12 protein-coding genes and 1 pseudogene are annotated in these 15,877 nt (G+C 59.2%); 8 read left to right on the top strand and 5 right to left on the bottom strand.

Annotated elements, in window-relative coordinates; translation table 11 throughout:
• Nucleotides 1-537 precede the first annotated feature (537 nt).
• Both tnpB and RX328_RS17720 read left to right on the top strand, forming a co-directional pair.
• Complete coding sequence (gene tnpB, locus RX328_RS17715) at nt 538-822, top strand: IS66 family insertion sequence element accessory protein TnpB (RefSeq protein WP_410734049.1); 285 nt, start codon at nt 538-540, stop codon at nt 820-822.
• Nucleotides 823-1,216: 394 nt separating this feature from the next.
• Nucleotides 1,217-1,714, top strand: coding sequence for a hypothetical protein (locus RX328_RS17720; protein ID WP_249727304.1), 498 nt, complete (start codon nt 1,217-1,219; stop codon nt 1,712-1,714).
• Between the two features lie 133 nt (nt 1,715-1,847).
• Here RX328_RS17720 and RX328_RS43720 read toward each other — a convergent pair.
• Nucleotides 1,848-1,963, bottom strand: a pseudogene (locus tag RX328_RS43720) (Ku protein); the annotation flags it as partial.
• A 416-nt stretch (nt 1,964-2,379) separates the two neighbouring features.
• On the opposite strand from RX328_RS43720, the gene RX328_RS17725 reads away from it, so the two are divergent.
• Nucleotides 2,380-4,260, top strand: a complete 1,881-nt coding sequence (locus tag RX328_RS17725; protein WP_213257030.1) for a hypothetical protein — start codon at nt 2,380-2,382, stop codon at nt 4,258-4,260.
• 1,233 nt (nt 4,261-5,493) lie between these two features.
• Here RX328_RS17725 and RX328_RS17730 read toward each other — a convergent pair.
• Nucleotides 5,494-5,802: a hypothetical protein gene (locus RX328_RS17730; protein WP_213257031.1), complete on the bottom strand. Its 309-nt coding sequence runs from the start codon at nt 5,800-5,802 to the stop codon at nt 5,494-5,496.
• A gap of 378 nt (nt 5,803-6,180) precedes the next feature.
• Here RX328_RS17730 and RX328_RS17735 point away from each other — a divergent pair, with 378 nt between their 5' ends.
• Nucleotides 6,181-6,501 (top strand): hypothetical protein, encoded by a 321-nt coding sequence (locus RX328_RS17735; protein ID WP_213257033.1) that lies wholly within the window; start codon nt 6,181-6,183, stop codon nt 6,499-6,501.
• Nucleotides 6,502-6,795: 294 nt separating this feature from the next.
• A complete protein-coding gene (locus tag RX328_RS17740; protein ID WP_317258764.1) occupies nt 6,796-9,765 on the top strand; it encodes a hypothetical protein in 2,970 nt (989 codons plus the stop codon).
• Nucleotides 9,766-10,556: 791 nt separating this feature from the next.
• Here RX328_RS17740 and RX328_RS17745 read toward each other — a convergent pair.
• Nucleotides 10,557-10,877: a hypothetical protein gene (locus RX328_RS17745; protein ID WP_213257037.1), complete on the bottom strand. Its 321-nt coding sequence runs from the start codon at nt 10,875-10,877 to the stop codon at nt 10,557-10,559.
• Between the two features lie 670 nt (nt 10,878-11,547).
• Between RX328_RS17745 and RX328_RS17750 the strand changes: the two genes are divergently transcribed.
• The gene (locus RX328_RS17750) at nt 11,548-12,579 is read left to right on the top strand and encodes an IS110 family transposase (RefSeq protein ID WP_317258540.1); all 1,032 of its coding nucleotides are present in this window, start codon (nt 11,548-11,550) and stop codon (nt 12,577-12,579) included.
• Nucleotides 12,580-14,094: 1,515 nt separating this feature from the next.
• Here RX328_RS17750 and RX328_RS17755 read toward each other — a convergent pair.
• Nucleotides 14,095-14,385 (bottom strand): hypothetical protein, encoded by a 291-nt coding sequence (locus tag RX328_RS17755; RefSeq protein WP_213256500.1) that lies wholly within the window; start codon nt 14,383-14,385, stop codon nt 14,095-14,097.
• A 142-nt stretch (nt 14,386-14,527) separates the two neighbouring features.
• On the bottom strand, nt 14,528-14,758 hold the full coding sequence (locus RX328_RS17760) for a hypothetical protein (RefSeq protein ID WP_213256498.1): 231 nt from the start codon (nt 14,756-14,758) through the stop codon (nt 14,528-14,530).
• A gap of 13 nt (nt 14,759-14,771) precedes the next feature.
• On the opposite strand from RX328_RS17760, the gene RX328_RS17765 reads away from it, so the two are divergent.
• Both RX328_RS17765 and RX328_RS17770 read left to right on the top strand, forming a co-directional pair.
• Nucleotides 14,772-14,954 (top strand): hypothetical protein, encoded by a 183-nt coding sequence (locus RX328_RS17765; protein WP_213256496.1) that lies wholly within the window; start codon nt 14,772-14,774, stop codon nt 14,952-14,954.
• A 255-nt stretch (nt 14,955-15,209) separates the two neighbouring features.
• Nucleotides 15,210-15,413, top strand: coding sequence for a cold-shock protein (locus RX328_RS17770; RefSeq protein ID WP_063791761.1), 204 nt, complete (start codon nt 15,210-15,212; stop codon nt 15,411-15,413).
• Nucleotides 15,414-15,877 lie beyond the last annotated feature (464 nt).

Consider the following 15,877-nt stretch of genomic DNA (forward strand, 5'->3'; position numbering starts at 1 on the left):
TCAAGTGCGATGGGCACCAACGAGATCACAACCGCAGCATCGGTATCATAAGGCGAACCGACGGGCCTATTAGGATTGGTGCGTAACAGTTCTTAGGGACAGCCATAAGCGCGGAACTCAGCTTGAACGGCTTGAGGTGGTCTAAACTGGTCGCCGGCGGCGCCGGTCCAATGACGAAAAGCTGCGGATCATGACCGAGAGCTTTCAAGCGCCGCGAGCGATATCATAGACAGCAAGACGCCATGGCATATTTCGTTCGTTGCTGATGACATGGCGGCGCTCGTTCGGTCCCGAGCCGATTAGCCCTCGAGCGAGCAATCCGTCTTTGCGGGTCATCCTTGCCGCTGAGGTGGAGCCGGTTGTTGCGGCCACACCTACGAGCGGGCAGATGGTGATCGTCGTTGGCAGGGATCGTCGGGTAATTGTCGAGGCCGGCGTGGATGCGGCCGCCCTGGCGCGGGTGCTGCAGGTTCTCGAGCGTCGATGATTCCAATTTCTTCGAGCGCACGGATCTGGACTGCGACCGGCTACACTGACATGCGCAAGGGCATGCAGGGTTTGTCGTTACTGGTGCAGGAAAGCCTTGGTCGGGATCCGTTCGCCGAAGATGTCTTCGTTTTCCGCGGACGCGGCGGTTCGCTGATCACGGCCGTGTGGCACGATGGAATTGGATTGCTGCTCTACGCCAAGCGGCTGGACCGTGGCCGGTTTGTCCGGCCGGTGACGGTGGACGGTGTCGTGGGGCTGAGCGCAGGGCAGATGAGCTATCTGCTGGAGGCATCGACTTGCGCAACCCCCGCGTCGATATTGGATTTGCTTTGACGTGCAGCATTCGGGCCCGGATCTCGCTTCCGGGCCGGAATCCACCGCCGGGCCGGAATCCACCGCGTTGCCAGATTTCAGCCGCATTGTGACCCAGGTCACCGGAAAAAGGTCGTGCTGGGGAGTGCAACACCGGGGTTTCCATGTCCGGTCATTTGCGATTTTGCATCGCCGCTTTTGTCCTTCTCGCAGGTCTGCCGACTTCGCCTGCATCTTCGAATGCTTTGGCCGAGTTCTTTAATGCTGCCGCCCCTCGGCAAGCCACTGCCCCCGCTTCCACGGAACAGGAATGCCTGCCACGGCCCGGCGAGTCGACGACGGCTGGCCAGCACTGGGTCTACGTTTGGAAGGCCGCCGCAAATGCTGGTTCCACGCCGCTGAGGGGATTGCGAGGGTGAAGAAGCAGGTTCGTAATGGCGGCGCGGAGCCTCGTGTCGCCGCTCCCGAGGAGAACGAGGCCGCGCGGCGAGAGCGGAAGGCGGTTGTGGATGCGCATGCCGAGCTGCTGCGCTCCGCACCGGCGGAGAACTCGATACGGCCCGCTCCCGAGCTCAAGGTGGTCGATGCCGCTTCCGTCTTCGCTGCGGGGGGCGCGGCCTTCGTGCCAGCGCCGTCCGTCGAAAACCTCGTGACCGATCAGCTCACGCCCGATCACCCCACGCCGCGCCAGATCGACGCGGAGACGCTTCTGGCGGCCGCACCGGCGGCTAGCTACGCGGTTGCCGCTTCCGTGCCTCCGGCCGCGCCAATCGCCTTTCCCATTGCCGAGGCGGCTGATGACGGGCGGGGTAGGACGGCAACTTGGCTTGGCGTGTTGCTGATGGCGCTGGGGCTCCTCACCCTCTTAGGCTCGAGCCGGACCCTTCGGGAGGCCGTGCTGTTGCGCGATTAATGCGAGGACGCGCCTCTGGGTCACCGAGCGGGCGCGGTGCGGCTAACGATGGCGGTACGCGTGCTTCTCGGATTGGAACCTTGTCCCGTGGAGAGGGAATTGCATTGTCTACTTTGCTCCACTTCGCTGTGCGCGCGAAGATGTGTTCGCGGTTGGTCAGCACGACGCGCCCGATCGCGACCTTGTTCATCAAGCAGATCGTCTCACCGATCACCGCGAAGGCGTGTGCCCGACCTTGCCGTCCAAACGAAAAGACCATTGCCTTAGGAGACCCCGCTGAGGCCGTCTTGCATGGCTTTCTAAACAATCGACCGAGTTCCGGAACACTACTACTTCTCCCCTCGAGACCTCTGGGCCCCATGTTCATTTGGCTAAAGCTTTGCCTGCCGTTTCTCGAGCGAATGCCCTTCGCCCGGTACCAATGCTTGGGTGCTAGGCTATTTCTGAAAAAATGTAGTTTCGTAATTCCTTGTGTTCACAACGGGGCAGACGGGCACCTGATCCGCAGCTTCCATCGAGCTCTACGGCATGGGGTGGTGCCCAGACAATTAGGCCGGTCGCTTAACACCTTCGTCCGAATCGTTTTGGAGTGCTCAGCCAAGCCGCGGCCATTTAGATTTGCTGTTGAGAAGAATTGCCCGACCACCTTTCAGGAGGCGTATTTCATGCGCCAGGCGATTGAGACGGCACCTAGAGATGGCACAAACGTCATTCTCGAAGATGATGCGAGCGGAACCTATGACGTCGCTTACTGGTCGGCCGAGGCAGGTAGATGGATAAGTGAAAACGGCGAGCCAAGCAAAATTACACCGTCGCATTGGCACCAAAGACATGGCGACTACCAATATTTTCTGCAGGAGAACGACAGAAAGCCACGGCGATTTGCAGCTTTTCCGATTGCAGTGGGCTTGCTGGTGCTGGGTCTTATGGGGTTGTATTTTGAGGTCTTCGACTCTCTGTATTTTGAGGTTTTCCACTCAGAAACCATCTTGCCGAAGCAGGACTCGCATAAGACCGACTTGGCGCTTCGGCAGCGGGCCGAGGCCGATCAAGCTCGAGTTAAGGCAGGAACCCAGGTCAACCAGGCTGTGGAAGCACCCCCTCGGGAAACGCGCAAATCTGTGATGACCGGACAGTCTACGGAGAGTTTGACGAATGGGCTTGCGGAGAACCACAGCGCTATAGATGGGCTCGATCGGCAGTTACAGACGGAGCTTGCGAATTCCGCGCAATCGGTCGAACAGGATCAGCAGAGAATAACCGCCCTCGCGCGGGAGGCCACCGCCGCGCGACAAGAGCTGACCGCGAGCACTGAGCAACATCGTCAAGCACTCGAAGAGGAACGCGCACGCAGCGCCGCGCTGGCGAGCGAACTGGCAACGGCGCACCGCGAACTCGACGCGCAGGCGGCGCAGTTGCGCAAGTCCAGCGACGAAGCAGCAAGGCTGAAGCAGGCGGAGGCTGCGAAGAGCGCGCAATCGAACGAGGAGGAACGCAAAAAGTCGGCCGCTCTCGCGCGGGAAGCCACCGCCGCGCGACAAGAGCTGACCGCGAGCACTGAGCAACATCGTCAAGCACTCGAAGAGGAACGCGCACGCAGCGCCGCGCTTGCGAGTGAACTGGCACGGCGCGAGGTCGAGATCCAGGCCTTGCAAAAGGCAGTCGAAGAGGCTGTGCAGCAGAAGCAGGCCGTGGAGAGCACCATCGCGAAACTGCGACAGTCTCAGCAACAGGAGCGTCAGCGGGCCGAAGCGCTATCGAGCGAATTGGCTGAGGTGCGGCGGGAGCTCAAGGCACTGGCGACATTGTCGCGCCAAAAGGACGATGAAGCTGAGCAGCTTAAGCGGGTAGCCGAAACCGCGACGGCGGAATTGCAACGAGTGCAGCAGCGAGATGAGGCTCAGGCGCTAGAAAGCCAACTGGCGAAAGTGCGTCAGAGTGCCGATGCACAGGTAGCTACGCCAGGCAAAACGAGCGAGGAGGCCGCGCGAACCAAGCACATTGAGACCGTTAGGTCTGATTTCGCCGGAAATTTGCGGCGCCAAAAGAGCGGTGAAACCGCGCCAGATCAGGCGGTCGAAGACGCGAAGGCCGAACTGAGACCATCTGTGCATCACAAGCCTGGACAGCCCAAGGGGATCACGCCGAATGCTGAAACCACGAGGCAATCTGCAGGTTCGGGTGCGACGGAGCAGTCAGTGTCTACCCAGGGGACCGGAAGTGCAGCGGCCGGGTTGCTGGCGCGTGCCAAAGCACTAGTCGGCCAGGGAAATATCAGCGCGGCGCGAGTCGTGCTCGAGCGGGCTGCCGAAACAGGTAACGCTCAAGCAACCTTCGCCCTAGCGGAAACTTATGATCCGAATGTCCTCGCGACATGGAGGACACGTAGGACCCCGGGCGATACGACAAAGGCACGCGACCTATACGCGAAGGCTTATGGCGGGGGCATTAAAGCGGCCAAAGATCGAGCCCAGGCATTAGTTTTTGTTGGCAGCGAACGAAAGCCGGCGAGTTGGTTTGGACGTGAAGAGGCAGATGACTATTAGGGTTAAATGCGCTTACCCGTAGCAAGCTTTTAAACAGCGATCTAATTTGACGCGGCCGAATGGTGACAATATCAAACTTGTAAATTCCCTTTGGTTGAGTGCTCAACTGGCTCAATCTAAAATAGATTAATTTATGAAACTGGACGAGACCATTACCCAGACAGACACGAAGAAGTACGCGCTCCACTGCGAACATTGCGGCAGCTTGAGCGTCGTCTTACCGCTAAAGTTGCAACCGGATCCACGCTCGCTCCTGAAATGTGGCCGATGTGGATCACCCCGCGGAACGCTTCAGGCCCTCCGCGAAAGGTCGTTTCAGGCCGGCTTGTGACGGCTAAGCTCGTCGCGGATCAGGTTAGAAATGGGCGGGAAACTTCCTTTCGAGACAGGTCATCTGGTACGCGGCGCAGCCGCTACGGTCAGCTGGTGCGACCTGGCTTGAGCCAGATATTCGCGATTGTGGTTTCCCGATCACGATTTCGGACGCCGGCGAACCGACGAATTTTACCCCCGATCATGATCATGTCCGCGGCGCCGAAACGCAGCTGTGGCCGGCTTCGCCGCCTTCTATCCCAGCAGATTCCGTCTTTGCTTGGGCCGTTCGAAACGTTACAGGACACCCTCCCAGGGTTCTTGGCCCTCATCCTGGTGTTTTCGTGCGCTCCTTCGAACGCAACGCCGGGACAATCGCGAAGCTTGCAAGCCCGCGAGGGGATAGGCTGCACCCAGCAGGGCGCGCAAATCAATTGTCAAAATGGCATCGCTCAAGTGACGGGCGGGTCTTGAACTGGCCAAAGCTGACGTTCGCGGCGAGCACGACCCGCTTTTCGGAATGCGATCCAATAAGCGCGAGGTCCGGAGTGGGGCAATCGCGATGGTTTGGGGAGGTCCGCGTTTCGTCTGCTCTGCACCACAGAGCCGACATCATCGTGAGCGTCGGCATGTCTCAAAAGTGCCATGAACGGAACGATGCCCTAATCGGCGCACTAGGGGCCGCGGCTGACCGCCACCGCAAAACTGGATCAACAGCAATTATTGGCCTTGCAGACTTGCTGGAAGCGCTTGGAGCTGATGTCCCGGGTCGTGGTGCGCCTGCACGACGGCGCTATCGTGCTCGAGTGCAGTAATGCAGGCCAACGCTTGGAGCTACGTCGCGAGCAGGTCGAGGCGTTGCGGCCGGTGGCGGATGCGTTCGGGCAACGAGCAGTAGCAGGCATTGAACTTGGTCCGTGACTAGTTCGCGCGAAGATAGCGACCTTGATTGTAAACAAGCTCCCAAAGTTCGCTTGCGTTCCAAAGCTCACTCTTCCCTTCAGTGAGCTTTTGGGCCACTGCAATCGCGAAATCGTCGACATCTGGAGGCTCTCTCGGAATGATCCGATAGCGATCCAATGACGGGCTCGTCGGCATCGCCGTCGTAAGCCGCCGACAAATAATTGCAGCCACGGCGGCTGCATCGGCTGGAGGTATGCCCTTTTCTTCGCGCAAGATTTGCGTGATTACTCGTTCTGCTTTGCCCGCATCTATTCGAAGCTCTGTCATTTTAGCTCCTTTATTTTTTCTGAAGGGTCGCCTGCTGGGCACGACGCGATAAGCAGACTGCGCGCCTGCGCGGGTTTCACGATGCGATTCGTGAATCAAATTTCTAAATAGATTTGTGCCTAGGCTGCCATTTGATGGAAGCGGAGACTTCGCTGCGTCGCCCATTCTTGGGCAGCTCGCAGACACGCTAATCGCTTGACCGCGGCAACAACGCTACGCGATTTCCAGCCAAACGTCTAACGAATAACGTGAAGTAAATGCCGGTGTTATGCCACCCCATCAGCGGAACAGCCGCAAACGATTCCGGGCCGACCTGTTTCCTTGTATCGACGTAAATCCAGACTGTTTTCATCGATCTCGCGCCATGCGGCGTCCCCAATGGGGTTCCTTGCGAGATGGGTTAAACTCGCGAACCTGGCCGCGGTTCAATGCCCGCATGACTCCGATCCGCGCGATCATTGCCGGACCATCGAGCTCATTGGCCATCCCGGAAAAGACGAGAACCGCGGCCATCATGGCTCGAATGCCCACATGGGGGACGTCGATTTGATGGTCCAGATCAAAGGTGACGGACTGGTCAAGTCAGCCAGCATAATCAAGATCAGTAATGGTCAGGAAGCGCCTCTCACGCACTACAAGATTGAAGTCGCGGTCCTGGGCACCGATGACGACGGCGAAGGTCGGGCAAATCGATGTTGAAGGCCTGGCCGCCGACCGCGACCAACTCTTCGCGGAGCTGCCCATTCGCTCGCTAGGCTGTTGCTGAAAAATGTAGTTGCGTAATTCCCTTGTGTTCACAATGGGGCAGACGGGAACCTGATCGCAGGTTTTAAATCTATCGAGGTCTACAACATGGGAGGCCGCGCCCATGAAAATTACGCCGGTCGCTCAACGCTCCTCCGGATCTCTTTCGAGTACTCAGCCAAAGCTGCCGCGATCATCTAGGTTTCTGTTGAGAAGAATTGCCCGATAACCGTTCGGGAGGCGTCTTTCATGCGCCAGGCGATTGAGACCGCACCTAGAGATGGCACCACCGTCATTCTCGAAGATGACGCGAGCGGAACCTATGACGTCGCTTACTGGTCCGCTGAGGCAGGTAGTTGGGTCAGCGAAAACGGCGAGGTAAGCAAAATTACACCGACGCATTGGCACCAAAGGCATGGCGACTACCAATATTTTCTGCGCGAGAACGTGAGAAAGCCGCGGCGATCTGCAGCTTTTTCGATCCTGACGGTGGTCTTTCTGGTGCTCGGTCTGATGGGTCTGTATTTTGAGATCTTCGACTCTCTTTATTTTGAGGTCTTCCACTCAGAAACTCTCGTGCCGAGACAGGAGTCGCATAAGACTAACTTGGCGCATCGGCAGCGGGCTGAGGCCGATCATGCCAGAGTCAACGCAGGAACGCAGGTCAATCAGGCTGTGGAAGCGCCCCGTCGGAAGGCGCGACAATCTGTGATGACCGGACAGTCTACAGAGAGCTTGACGAATGAGCTTGCCAAGAACCAGCGCGCTATAGATGGACTCGATCGGCAGTTACAGGCGGAGGTTGCGAATTCCGCGCAGTCGATTGAACAGGATCAGCAGAGAATAACCGTCCTCGCGCGGGAGGCCACCGCCGCGCGACAAGAGCTGAGCACCGAACAATATCGCCAAGCACTTGAGGAGGAACGCGCGCGTAGCGCCGCGCTGGCGAGCGAACTTGCAACGGCGCAGCGCGAACTCGAGGCGCAGGCGGCGCAGTCGCAAAAGGCAGTCAATGCCGTGCAGCAGAAGCAGGCGGTGGAGAGCACCATCGCGGAACTGCGACAATCCCAGCAGCAGGAGCGTCAGCGGTCCGAAACACTATCGAGCGATTTGGGTGAGGTGCGGCGGGAGCGCGAGGCGCTGGCGGCCCGGCAGATCGAAGCCAATCAGGCCAGCGCGCCCGAGGAAGCGCTGCAGGCCCAGCAGGTCGCGGTGGCGGCCGTGCCGGAAGCCCAACAATCTCTGAAGGACGAACGTATCCGAGCTTTGGCGCAAGAGCTGACCGAGGCCCGGCGTACCATCGAGGGGCTCGATGTGCAGCGGTGGGCGGAAGCCGCGAAGAGCGCACAATCGCTCGAACAGGAGCGGCAGAGAACGGCCGCCCTCGCGCAGGAGGCCGAGGCCGCGCGACAAGAGTTGATCACGAACACGGCGCAACATCGTCAAGCGTTGGATGAGGAACGTGCACGCCGTGCCGCACTGGCGAGCGAACTTGCGACGGCGCAGCGCGAAATTGAGACCCAGGCGGCGCTGTTGCGCAAGGCGAGTGAGGAAATGGGGCAGCTCGAGCAGACAGAAGCCGCGAAGAGCGCACAATCGCTCGAACAGGAGCGGCAGAGAACGGCCGCCCTCGCGCAGGAGGCGGCCGCCGCGCGGCAAGAGCTGATCAGGAACACGGCGCAACATCGTCAAGCGTTGGATGAGGAACGCGCACGCCGTGCCGCACTGTGGAGCGAACTTGCGAAGGCGCAGCGCGAAATTGAGACCCAGGCGGCGCTGTTGCGCAAGGCGAGCGAGGAAATGGGGCAGCTCGAGCAGGCAGAAGCCGCGAACGGGGCACGATTGCTCGAACAGGAGCGCGAGAAAGTGGCCGCCCTCGCGCAGGAGGCGGCCGCCGCGCGGCAGGAGCTGACCACGAACACGGCGCAACATCGTCAAGCGTTGGATGAGGAACGCGCACGCAGTACCGCAATGGCGAGCGAACTTGCGACGGCGCAGCGCGAAATTGAGACCCAGGCGGCGCTGTTGCGCAAGGCGAGCGAGGAAATGGGGCAGCTCGAGCAGGCAGAAGCCGCGAACGGGGCACGATTGCTCGAACAGGAGCGCGAGAAAGTGGCCGCCCTCGCGCAGGAGGCGGCCGCCGCGCGGCAAGAGCTGACCACGAACACGGCCCAACATCGTCAAGCGTTGGATGTGGAACGCGCACGCCGTGCCGCACTTTGGAGCGAACTTGCGACGGTGCAGCGCGAAATTGAGACCCAGGCGGCGCTGTTGCGCAAGGCGAGCGAGGAAATGGGGCAGCTCGAGCAGGCAGAAGCCGCGAACGGGGCACGATTGCTCGAACAGGAGCGCGAGAAAGTGGCCGCCCTCGCGCAGGAGGCGGCCGCCGCGCGGCAGGAGCTGACCACGAACACGGCGCAACATCGTCAAGCGTTGGATGAGGAACGCGCACGCAGTACCGCAATGGCGAGCGAACTTGCGACGGCGCAGCGCGAAATTGAGACCCAGGCGGCGCTGTTGCGCAAGGCGAGCGAGGAAATGGGGCAGCTCGAGCAGGCAGAAGCCGCGAACGGGGCACGATTGCTCGAACAGGAGCGCGAGAAAGTGGCCGCCCTCGCGCAGGAGGCGGCCGCCGCGCGGCAAGAGCTGACCACGAACACGGCGCAACATCGTCAAGCGTTGGATGTGGAACGCGCACGCCGTGCCGCACTTTGGAGCGAACTTGCGACGGCGCAGCGCGAAATTGAGACCCAGGCGGCGCTGTTGCGCAAGGCGAGCGAGGAAATGGGGCAGCTCGAGCAAACAGAAGCCGCGAACAGCGCACAATCGCTCGAACAGGAGCGCGAGAAAACGGTCGCCCTCGCGCAGGAGGCGGCCGCCGCGCGGCAAGAGCTGACCACGAACACGGCGCAACATCGTCAAGCGTTGGATGAGAAACGCGCGCGCAGCGCCGCGCTGACACGCGAGCTTGCGACAGCGCAGGGACACAACGCAAGACAAAGCTGGCGGGCAATGCTCTGGCTGTGGGGCCTTCCTGATACTGGCGCTGCCTCCCGGTGGCCATGGCCATGGCCAAGGACAAGGCAGGCTTCAGTGCTTGGATTGCGACCCGCCCCGCTCAAGCGCGAAACGGCAGCCGGCGGGCTAAAGAGTGAGCTACTACCGCCGGCCATCAGCTCAAGGAAGCGATCGCTCGTCGGGAGGCCGGAAAGGTACTAACCGAGATCGCCCGGTCGTATAATGTCAGCCACAGCACGATTAGCCTGCTGACCTAACAGCGACTATCGCAATGCGGAGAACATCCGCGATATGCGGGAATGATGTTAGTCCGGCGCCGATAGGCTACCCTCGTCGAAAACTCGTTGGGGCGGTGCCTTGGTTCAAAGTCGAATGCAATCCCGTCAGATCCGCGCGAGCCTAGCCGGTGACGTGCGGCTGTACTATCGAATGCAAGACGAATGACGCGACTTGTCAATGTCTATCGCTCAAGCGTTGCAGTCGCCACCCGCCCACATTGACGACCCCGGCAGCATCATCGCCCATGGCCAGCATACCCTGACCACAGCGCCGTCCGGTCCCAAGAACGGACATCGGCGATGGCGGATGTGATGTACGCTGAGTGCCCAATAGCGGACTTGCGTTGCAACGCAGGTCATCTCGGCGAGTACGTGCCCAGCCGCGGCTACGAAGCGTCAAAACGGAAGGACGATGTCGGGATACTTGATCGCTGAGAAAAACCACGTCCATTTCGCACGGAGTGTTCTCTGCATCAGGACAGCATATGGGTAGGACGAGGGCGAGATGTCCTGCAATGGCACCTGCAAACTCCACCACCCCGGCTGGAGCGAAAACCAATTAAGAGTGGGGAAAGGATACCCAGTGCGCTGCAGAGTAAACACCGCGTTTTTGTAGAGATAAATATTGACTGTTATGACGTAGTTGGCGACAGATGTGATCCCATAGGCGCTAGGGTCGAATCTCACATCAACATTCGCCAGATGGGCGGCATTCTAGGAATCGCTGAAGTGAATGTAAGGGGTCGTGGCACGAGTCACGAAATCGCCCGCACCGTAGCCGAGGTTTAGTTTTGTCACGCCGAGCCCGACCGTCTTGGTGGGACTGAGCACCTCGATTGGTTGCGGCCAGACCTTGCCAGCCGGCAAAGCCAGTTTCGCGATGTCACTCGCCGGAGGGTGCGTCTTGAATTCGGAGAAATCGACCTTGTTGTTCTCGAAGGGTTTGGGGCGCACAGCCTTGCCACGCGCTTTGAAGAAATCAACCTTGTTGGGTCGCTTAGTCTTGCCACGCGCTTTGGCTGACGGTTTTTTCATGAGAGGACTCCCTGTTTGAAATCAGTAGCAGTCCGCAAAACGTAGAGGAGTGCGGTATGACCATTTACGAGAAGACGAGTCGCGAAAGAGGAAGATCGCCTCGCGGCGGTCTCTCCGAAATCCGATCAGTGTTTTGAATGGGCCGCGCGCGCGAGTGTTTGCATTGTATCCTCCGCCAATCGCGCCGTGCCCATCGGTTTTGGCCGACGTTTCTTTTTATTTGTTCTGCGCAGCCAATAGTTGAGTGTACTAGACGACCAAATCAATCAGCGTAATTGACTTACAATCTACCAGCATACCTCTGGCGATAAACTTTTTGAAAATCGAATTCGGCCATGTCCGCTTTGGGTCGATTTCGTTGTAAAAGTCTTTTTGGGGTGACGAACGAAAATTTTCAGGGACGCTGACGCGTGTTGCACGTGGCGACGTGAGAGAGACCACGTCGTTCCTCGGAAAAACGACCACGGACCTGCGTAGCGGCGTGATTTGGCTTCACAACGTTACAGCTCTCCTGAAATTCACCTTTCGCGAGATTTTCGGGGTCGTTCGATTTTCGACTTTTGCAAGATGGGGTAATTCCGGGATCGAGCCAGACAAAAGGCAAAGGAATCAGCTCTCCAGGAACGTAAGAGGCCAGCCTCATGTGGCCTCGCAACGATGGAGAGCGGCAATGGAATACTATGTCGGACTGGACGTATCGTTGAAGCAGACATCGATCTGCGTGGTCGATCAGACGGGGTCGGTCGTGCGAGAGGGCGTGGTCGATTCAGATCCTGAGGCGATCTCAGTTTACGTGAGGTCAAAAGCGCCGGATGCAGTACGCATCGGCCTCGAGACCGGCCCAACGTCCACCTGGCTGTGGACCGAACTTAAGCAGCTTGGCCTACCGGTGATCTGTATCGACGCGCGCCATGCCAAGGCCGTGCTCAAGATGCAGATCAACAAAAGCGACCGCAACGATGCTATCGGGATCGCCCGCATCATGCAGACCGGCTGGTTCAAAGAGGTGCACGTCAAGGATATCGACAGCCATTCGGTCAGGGCGCTGCTGGCGAGTCGGGCGCTGCTGGTCAAGATCAAGCGCGATCTTGAGAACCATGTTCGCGGCCTTCTCAAGAACCTCGGTCTTGTCATCGGCCGCGCCACGTTCAATGTCTTCGCCGTACGAACCGAGGAGTTGATCGAGGGCCGTCCTGAGCTGATAGCTGCGATCAGACCGCTGCTCGAAGCGCGCAATGCCGTTGGGCAGCAGGTTAGCGAGCTTGACCGCAAGGTTATGAAACTGGCCCGCCATGATGCGCAGGTCCGCCGATTTATGACGATGCCTGGGATCGGTCCGATCACCGCGCTCGCCTTCAAGGCAACGATTGACGATCCGGCACGGTTTGCGCGATCGAGAAGCGTAGGTGCTTATGTCGGGCTAACCAGTAGACGCCACGCCTCCGGAGAGCTCGATTGGTCAGGTCGCATCTCGAAGTGCGGCGACGCGATGCTACGAAGTTACCTGTTTGAAGCAGCCGGGGTTCTGCTGACGCGCGTCCCGAAGTGGTCCGCCGTGAAGGCTTGGGGGGTTAGGCTCGTCAAGCGCAACGGACTCCGCAAGGCAAAGGTCGCAGTCGCGCGTAAGCTCGCGGTCATTCTGCACCGCATGTGGATCGACGGAACCGAGTTCAACTGGTCGAAAAAGGAAATTGCTGCCTAGCGAGGGCATTACAGAGTTTCTGCCAAACGGCGGGAAAAGACGTCCCAGCCGGGACGATGGCGATGGTGAGTTCGACAGATTTTGTGCGAGCGTCGGAAAGGACGACCGCGATTGCAACATTGAACCGCCAACGTCACCTTACGCCATCATGCGGAGGGTTCACCCCTACCGCGGAGAGAACAGTGGGCCCGGCAAGGATGATCGTGGAGAGCTTGACACCCAGACCCGGAATTATTAGCTGAACTCACAGCCCGTCCCCAGCACTTCCGTTCTGCCAGCGAGAACAGACGTTGCCCATCGTGCTCGTCATGTCGGATCTCTTTTGAGAGAGGGTGGGTGATCAGCGCCGAGCCCGATCAAGGTCGATTACTCAGCGGTCAGCACGGAACGGGTCGGCTTTTCCCAAGTTGGAATGCATTACCCGAGAAGGAGAATGCGATGGCCACACGATCGCTCATAGCTGGGATTTTTGTCGCAACTCTCATTTCGCCGGCAATTGCTCTCGCGCAAGGCAGCGCGGGCACAGGCAACACATCAACCGGTCTCGGCGAGCCATTCGGCCCCGCGGGACCTGGAATACGAAGAGAGGGTTGGACTCAGCAGCCCGGGGCAGCAACGAACACTACGAGCCGAAACTTCAATCTCACGCCCTCCCAAAGAAATTCGATGCCGCCGCCAAATGTAGTTCCGCGGGACGCGCGCGGCTACCGTAGATAATCCGGCGGCTGATCTGCGGCCGGCCGAACCGGCGGATTGGCAGGACTGGGAAAACAAAAGGACCGAAGGCGGTACTCATTAGCCTTGGTGCGGGAGCGCGGAATTGAACCGGCATCTTTGACTTGAAAGCCAACGCTCTACCATTGAGCTACACCCGCCAAGAGTCGAAACAAAGCCGCCAAGCGGAGGGCAATCGCGCCTGACGGCTTTGCCGATGTGGCCGGACAACTTGGGGGAATTGTTGTCCGGTGATCTGAACTTATTCGGTTTGTCTGCTGCAGCAACGAAACTCGCCCGTTAAGCTTGATATCCGCGCTGCGGGTTAATTCTGGAACACGCAAAGAAAAGACCGCCCGAAGGCGGTCTCTCTACGGCGAACAGTCGTTCGCATCATCCACCAGGTGCGCACCGCACTGGCCTAAGCATGCAATCGTGGTGATCGGGATGTCCTGGATTTGGCGGTGTCAGCCACACGGACCTGCTGCTTTAGCTTGTCTAATTCCGCCTCGAGCTCAGCTAAGCGTTGCTGCGTCCATAGTGGCTTTGGTTTCCGTTTTGAAACGCGGACCTTCTGTCCCATTGCCTGCCCTCCGTTCAGGAACGAGCGGCGAGTCTAGGTCTGCCCACACCGATCGTCGGTTCGGCTTCTGACTCTGGAACCGGAGCGGGAAGGTAACTTGGGACGGCCTCGGTGCTCCGGCGCTCGCGCCATTCTTCTTCGGACCAATCAACCTGCAATCGAAGAGGCCACCAGTCCGCCGCGACTCAGGCTCTGCATCTGCCGGCGCAATCAGCGTCTCACCGATCTTTGCGGGTGCTTCGGAAGGCGCTCGGCCCTTCCACCAGCTTCCGTTTTCGGACTTCTCGCTCTTCTGCTGAAGCTCCGGACTCAATGCGTTTGTCGATCATCTTGGTTGCCAGCTCGGCGGCACGAGCGGCGCCCTGTTTGCTTGTTGAAAGAACGCGGGGTTTCTTGATCCCCGAAGACTTAGACAATCCAATTTCCACCAGGCGGCGGATGGCTTCGGAGCGAGTTGTCTCATGTTGTTCAGCCCAGCTGTCTACTTCAGCGGTGAGCTCAACAGGCAATCGCACTGCGGAAACGGGATCACGCCCCGTTGCGGGACGGCCCCGCCTTTTTTGGCTGGACGTCCGGGCAGATGCTTCGCCCGAGGAAGTATTCATTGCTGTAGGGCGACTCCGCAAGCAAGCCAGAGACGAGATAGACCGGCTAATCCAATTCCTCGACAAGACGGACAACTACGTGTCCCGCGAATTGGAGGATGACGGCGACCGGGAGGCGGTCGGCGATGACGAGCCGTCGCTTGGCTCTTTCGATCGGATGATGAACTAGGAAAAGTCGTATCGGCAAACGTTCGGCGAGGCCGACACCGATGCCGAGCAGGACGACGCCGACCGCGAAGACGACGACCCGGACGAGGCGAAGCAACAGCCGCCGCAAATGGGGGTGTCCTATGAGCGAGAAAACCGAAGAGGATTGCGCCGCCATCATCGACGAGGGCAATCTGCTATGTATCATGCTGGCTCAACCGGACGCGGACAGCGCCCTAAACGAAATGCACCGGATAGCCACGCTGATTGTGGATCACGCGCGAGCTATCAGGTGCCGGAATATCGCGGGGGTCGAATTCGCCTGATCCATCTCCTGATCGCCCGCTCAAGCTCAGGTTTGAGCGATGGCGGCTGAGCCGACACAACAACCCCTCGTTAACTTCGGGCCCGTAAGCTCAAAGCAATCGCGGAGGTCATCACTCGCGAGAGTAATGCGTAGAGCCGTCGCTGTCTCAACCCAGCGGCTGCTTTTGCGTGCAATGGCTACCTCCGCGGGCCCTTTCTTTTGCCGGGTTTCTGTCACCATCACTCCGTGTTTCGAATCGATGGGGAGAATTGACGTGGCGACAGGCACAGTGAAGTGGTTCAACGCGACAAAGGGCTATGGATTTATTCAGCCCGACACTGGCGGCAAGGACGTGTTCGTCCATATCTCGGCCGTCGAGAGAGCAGGTCTCAGCAATCTGAACGAGGGCGCGAAGGTGAGCTATGAAGTTGTGGCGAACCGCGGGAAAGAATCCGCCGAAAATCTGAGAGTCGGATAAATCAATTCCGTCGGCTTGTCGGTGTCTGAATGGGAACGGCCCCAGCGCCGGGGCTAAGGCGCCAGGGTCGCCATTTCAACGCCGACACTCGGGGCGTGAGCCATTCGGCGGCAACTACCAAGTTTTCCCGTGAGTGAAGGTTCCACCGTATTCTTACGGAGAGACTGTGCCGCATGCAGTGCAGACTTCAGAGATTAATTTTCTCGATTCAGCACGCAATACTCATTTCAGCAGAAATAATCATTCGCGCGATGAAAGTAGTCTCGAACTGCCCGGCCCAAAGCCGGGCTTTCGTTTGAGAAACAAACGGCCCCAGCGAGGCTGATGGCTGGGGCCGTCATTCCAATGCGCTAGCGGGGACAGCCAGCGCCTGCATCAACGCGTTGAACTTCCGCCCGTTCCGGTTTTTCCCGAAGTCGATGTAGAGTCTGGTACTGGACAGACGGACGAGGGGCGGGGCATTT

Origin of the sequence: Bradyrhizobium sp. sBnM-33, assembly GCF_032917945.1 — a bacterium.
Taxonomy (GTDB): domain Bacteria; phylum Pseudomonadota; class Alphaproteobacteria; order Rhizobiales; family Xanthobacteraceae; genus Bradyrhizobium.

Excerpts from the sequence above, each read along its gene's own strand:
- tnpB (WP_410734049.1), top strand. The coding sequence starts at position 538 with ATGCGCAAGGGCATGCAGGGTTTGTCGTTACTGGTGCAGGAAAGCCTT.
- RX328_RS17725 (WP_213257030.1), top strand. The coding sequence starts at position 2,380 with ATGCGCCAGGCGATTGAGACGGCACCTAGAGATGGCACAAACGTCATT.
- RX328_RS17740 (WP_317258764.1), top strand. The coding sequence starts at position 6,796 with ATGCGCCAGGCGATTGAGACCGCACCTAGAGATGGCACCACCGTCATT.
- RX328_RS17735 (WP_213257033.1), top strand. The coding sequence starts at position 6,181 with ATGGGGTTCCTTGCGAGATGGGTTAAACTCGCGAACCTGGCCGCGGTT.
- RX328_RS17765 (WP_213256496.1), top strand. The coding sequence starts at position 14,772 with ATGAGCGAGAAAACCGAAGAGGATTGCGCCGCCATCATCGACGAGGGC.
- RX328_RS17730 (WP_213257031.1), bottom strand. The coding sequence starts at position 5,802 with ATGACAGAGCTTCGAATAGATGCGGGCAAAGCAGAACGAGTAATCACG.
- RX328_RS17745 (WP_213257037.1), bottom strand. The coding sequence starts at position 10,877 with ATGAAAAAACCGTCAGCCAAAGCGCGTGGCAAGACTAAGCGACCCAAC.
- RX328_RS17750 (WP_317258540.1), top strand. The coding sequence starts at position 11,548 with ATGGAATACTATGTCGGACTGGACGTATCGTTGAAGCAGACATCGATC.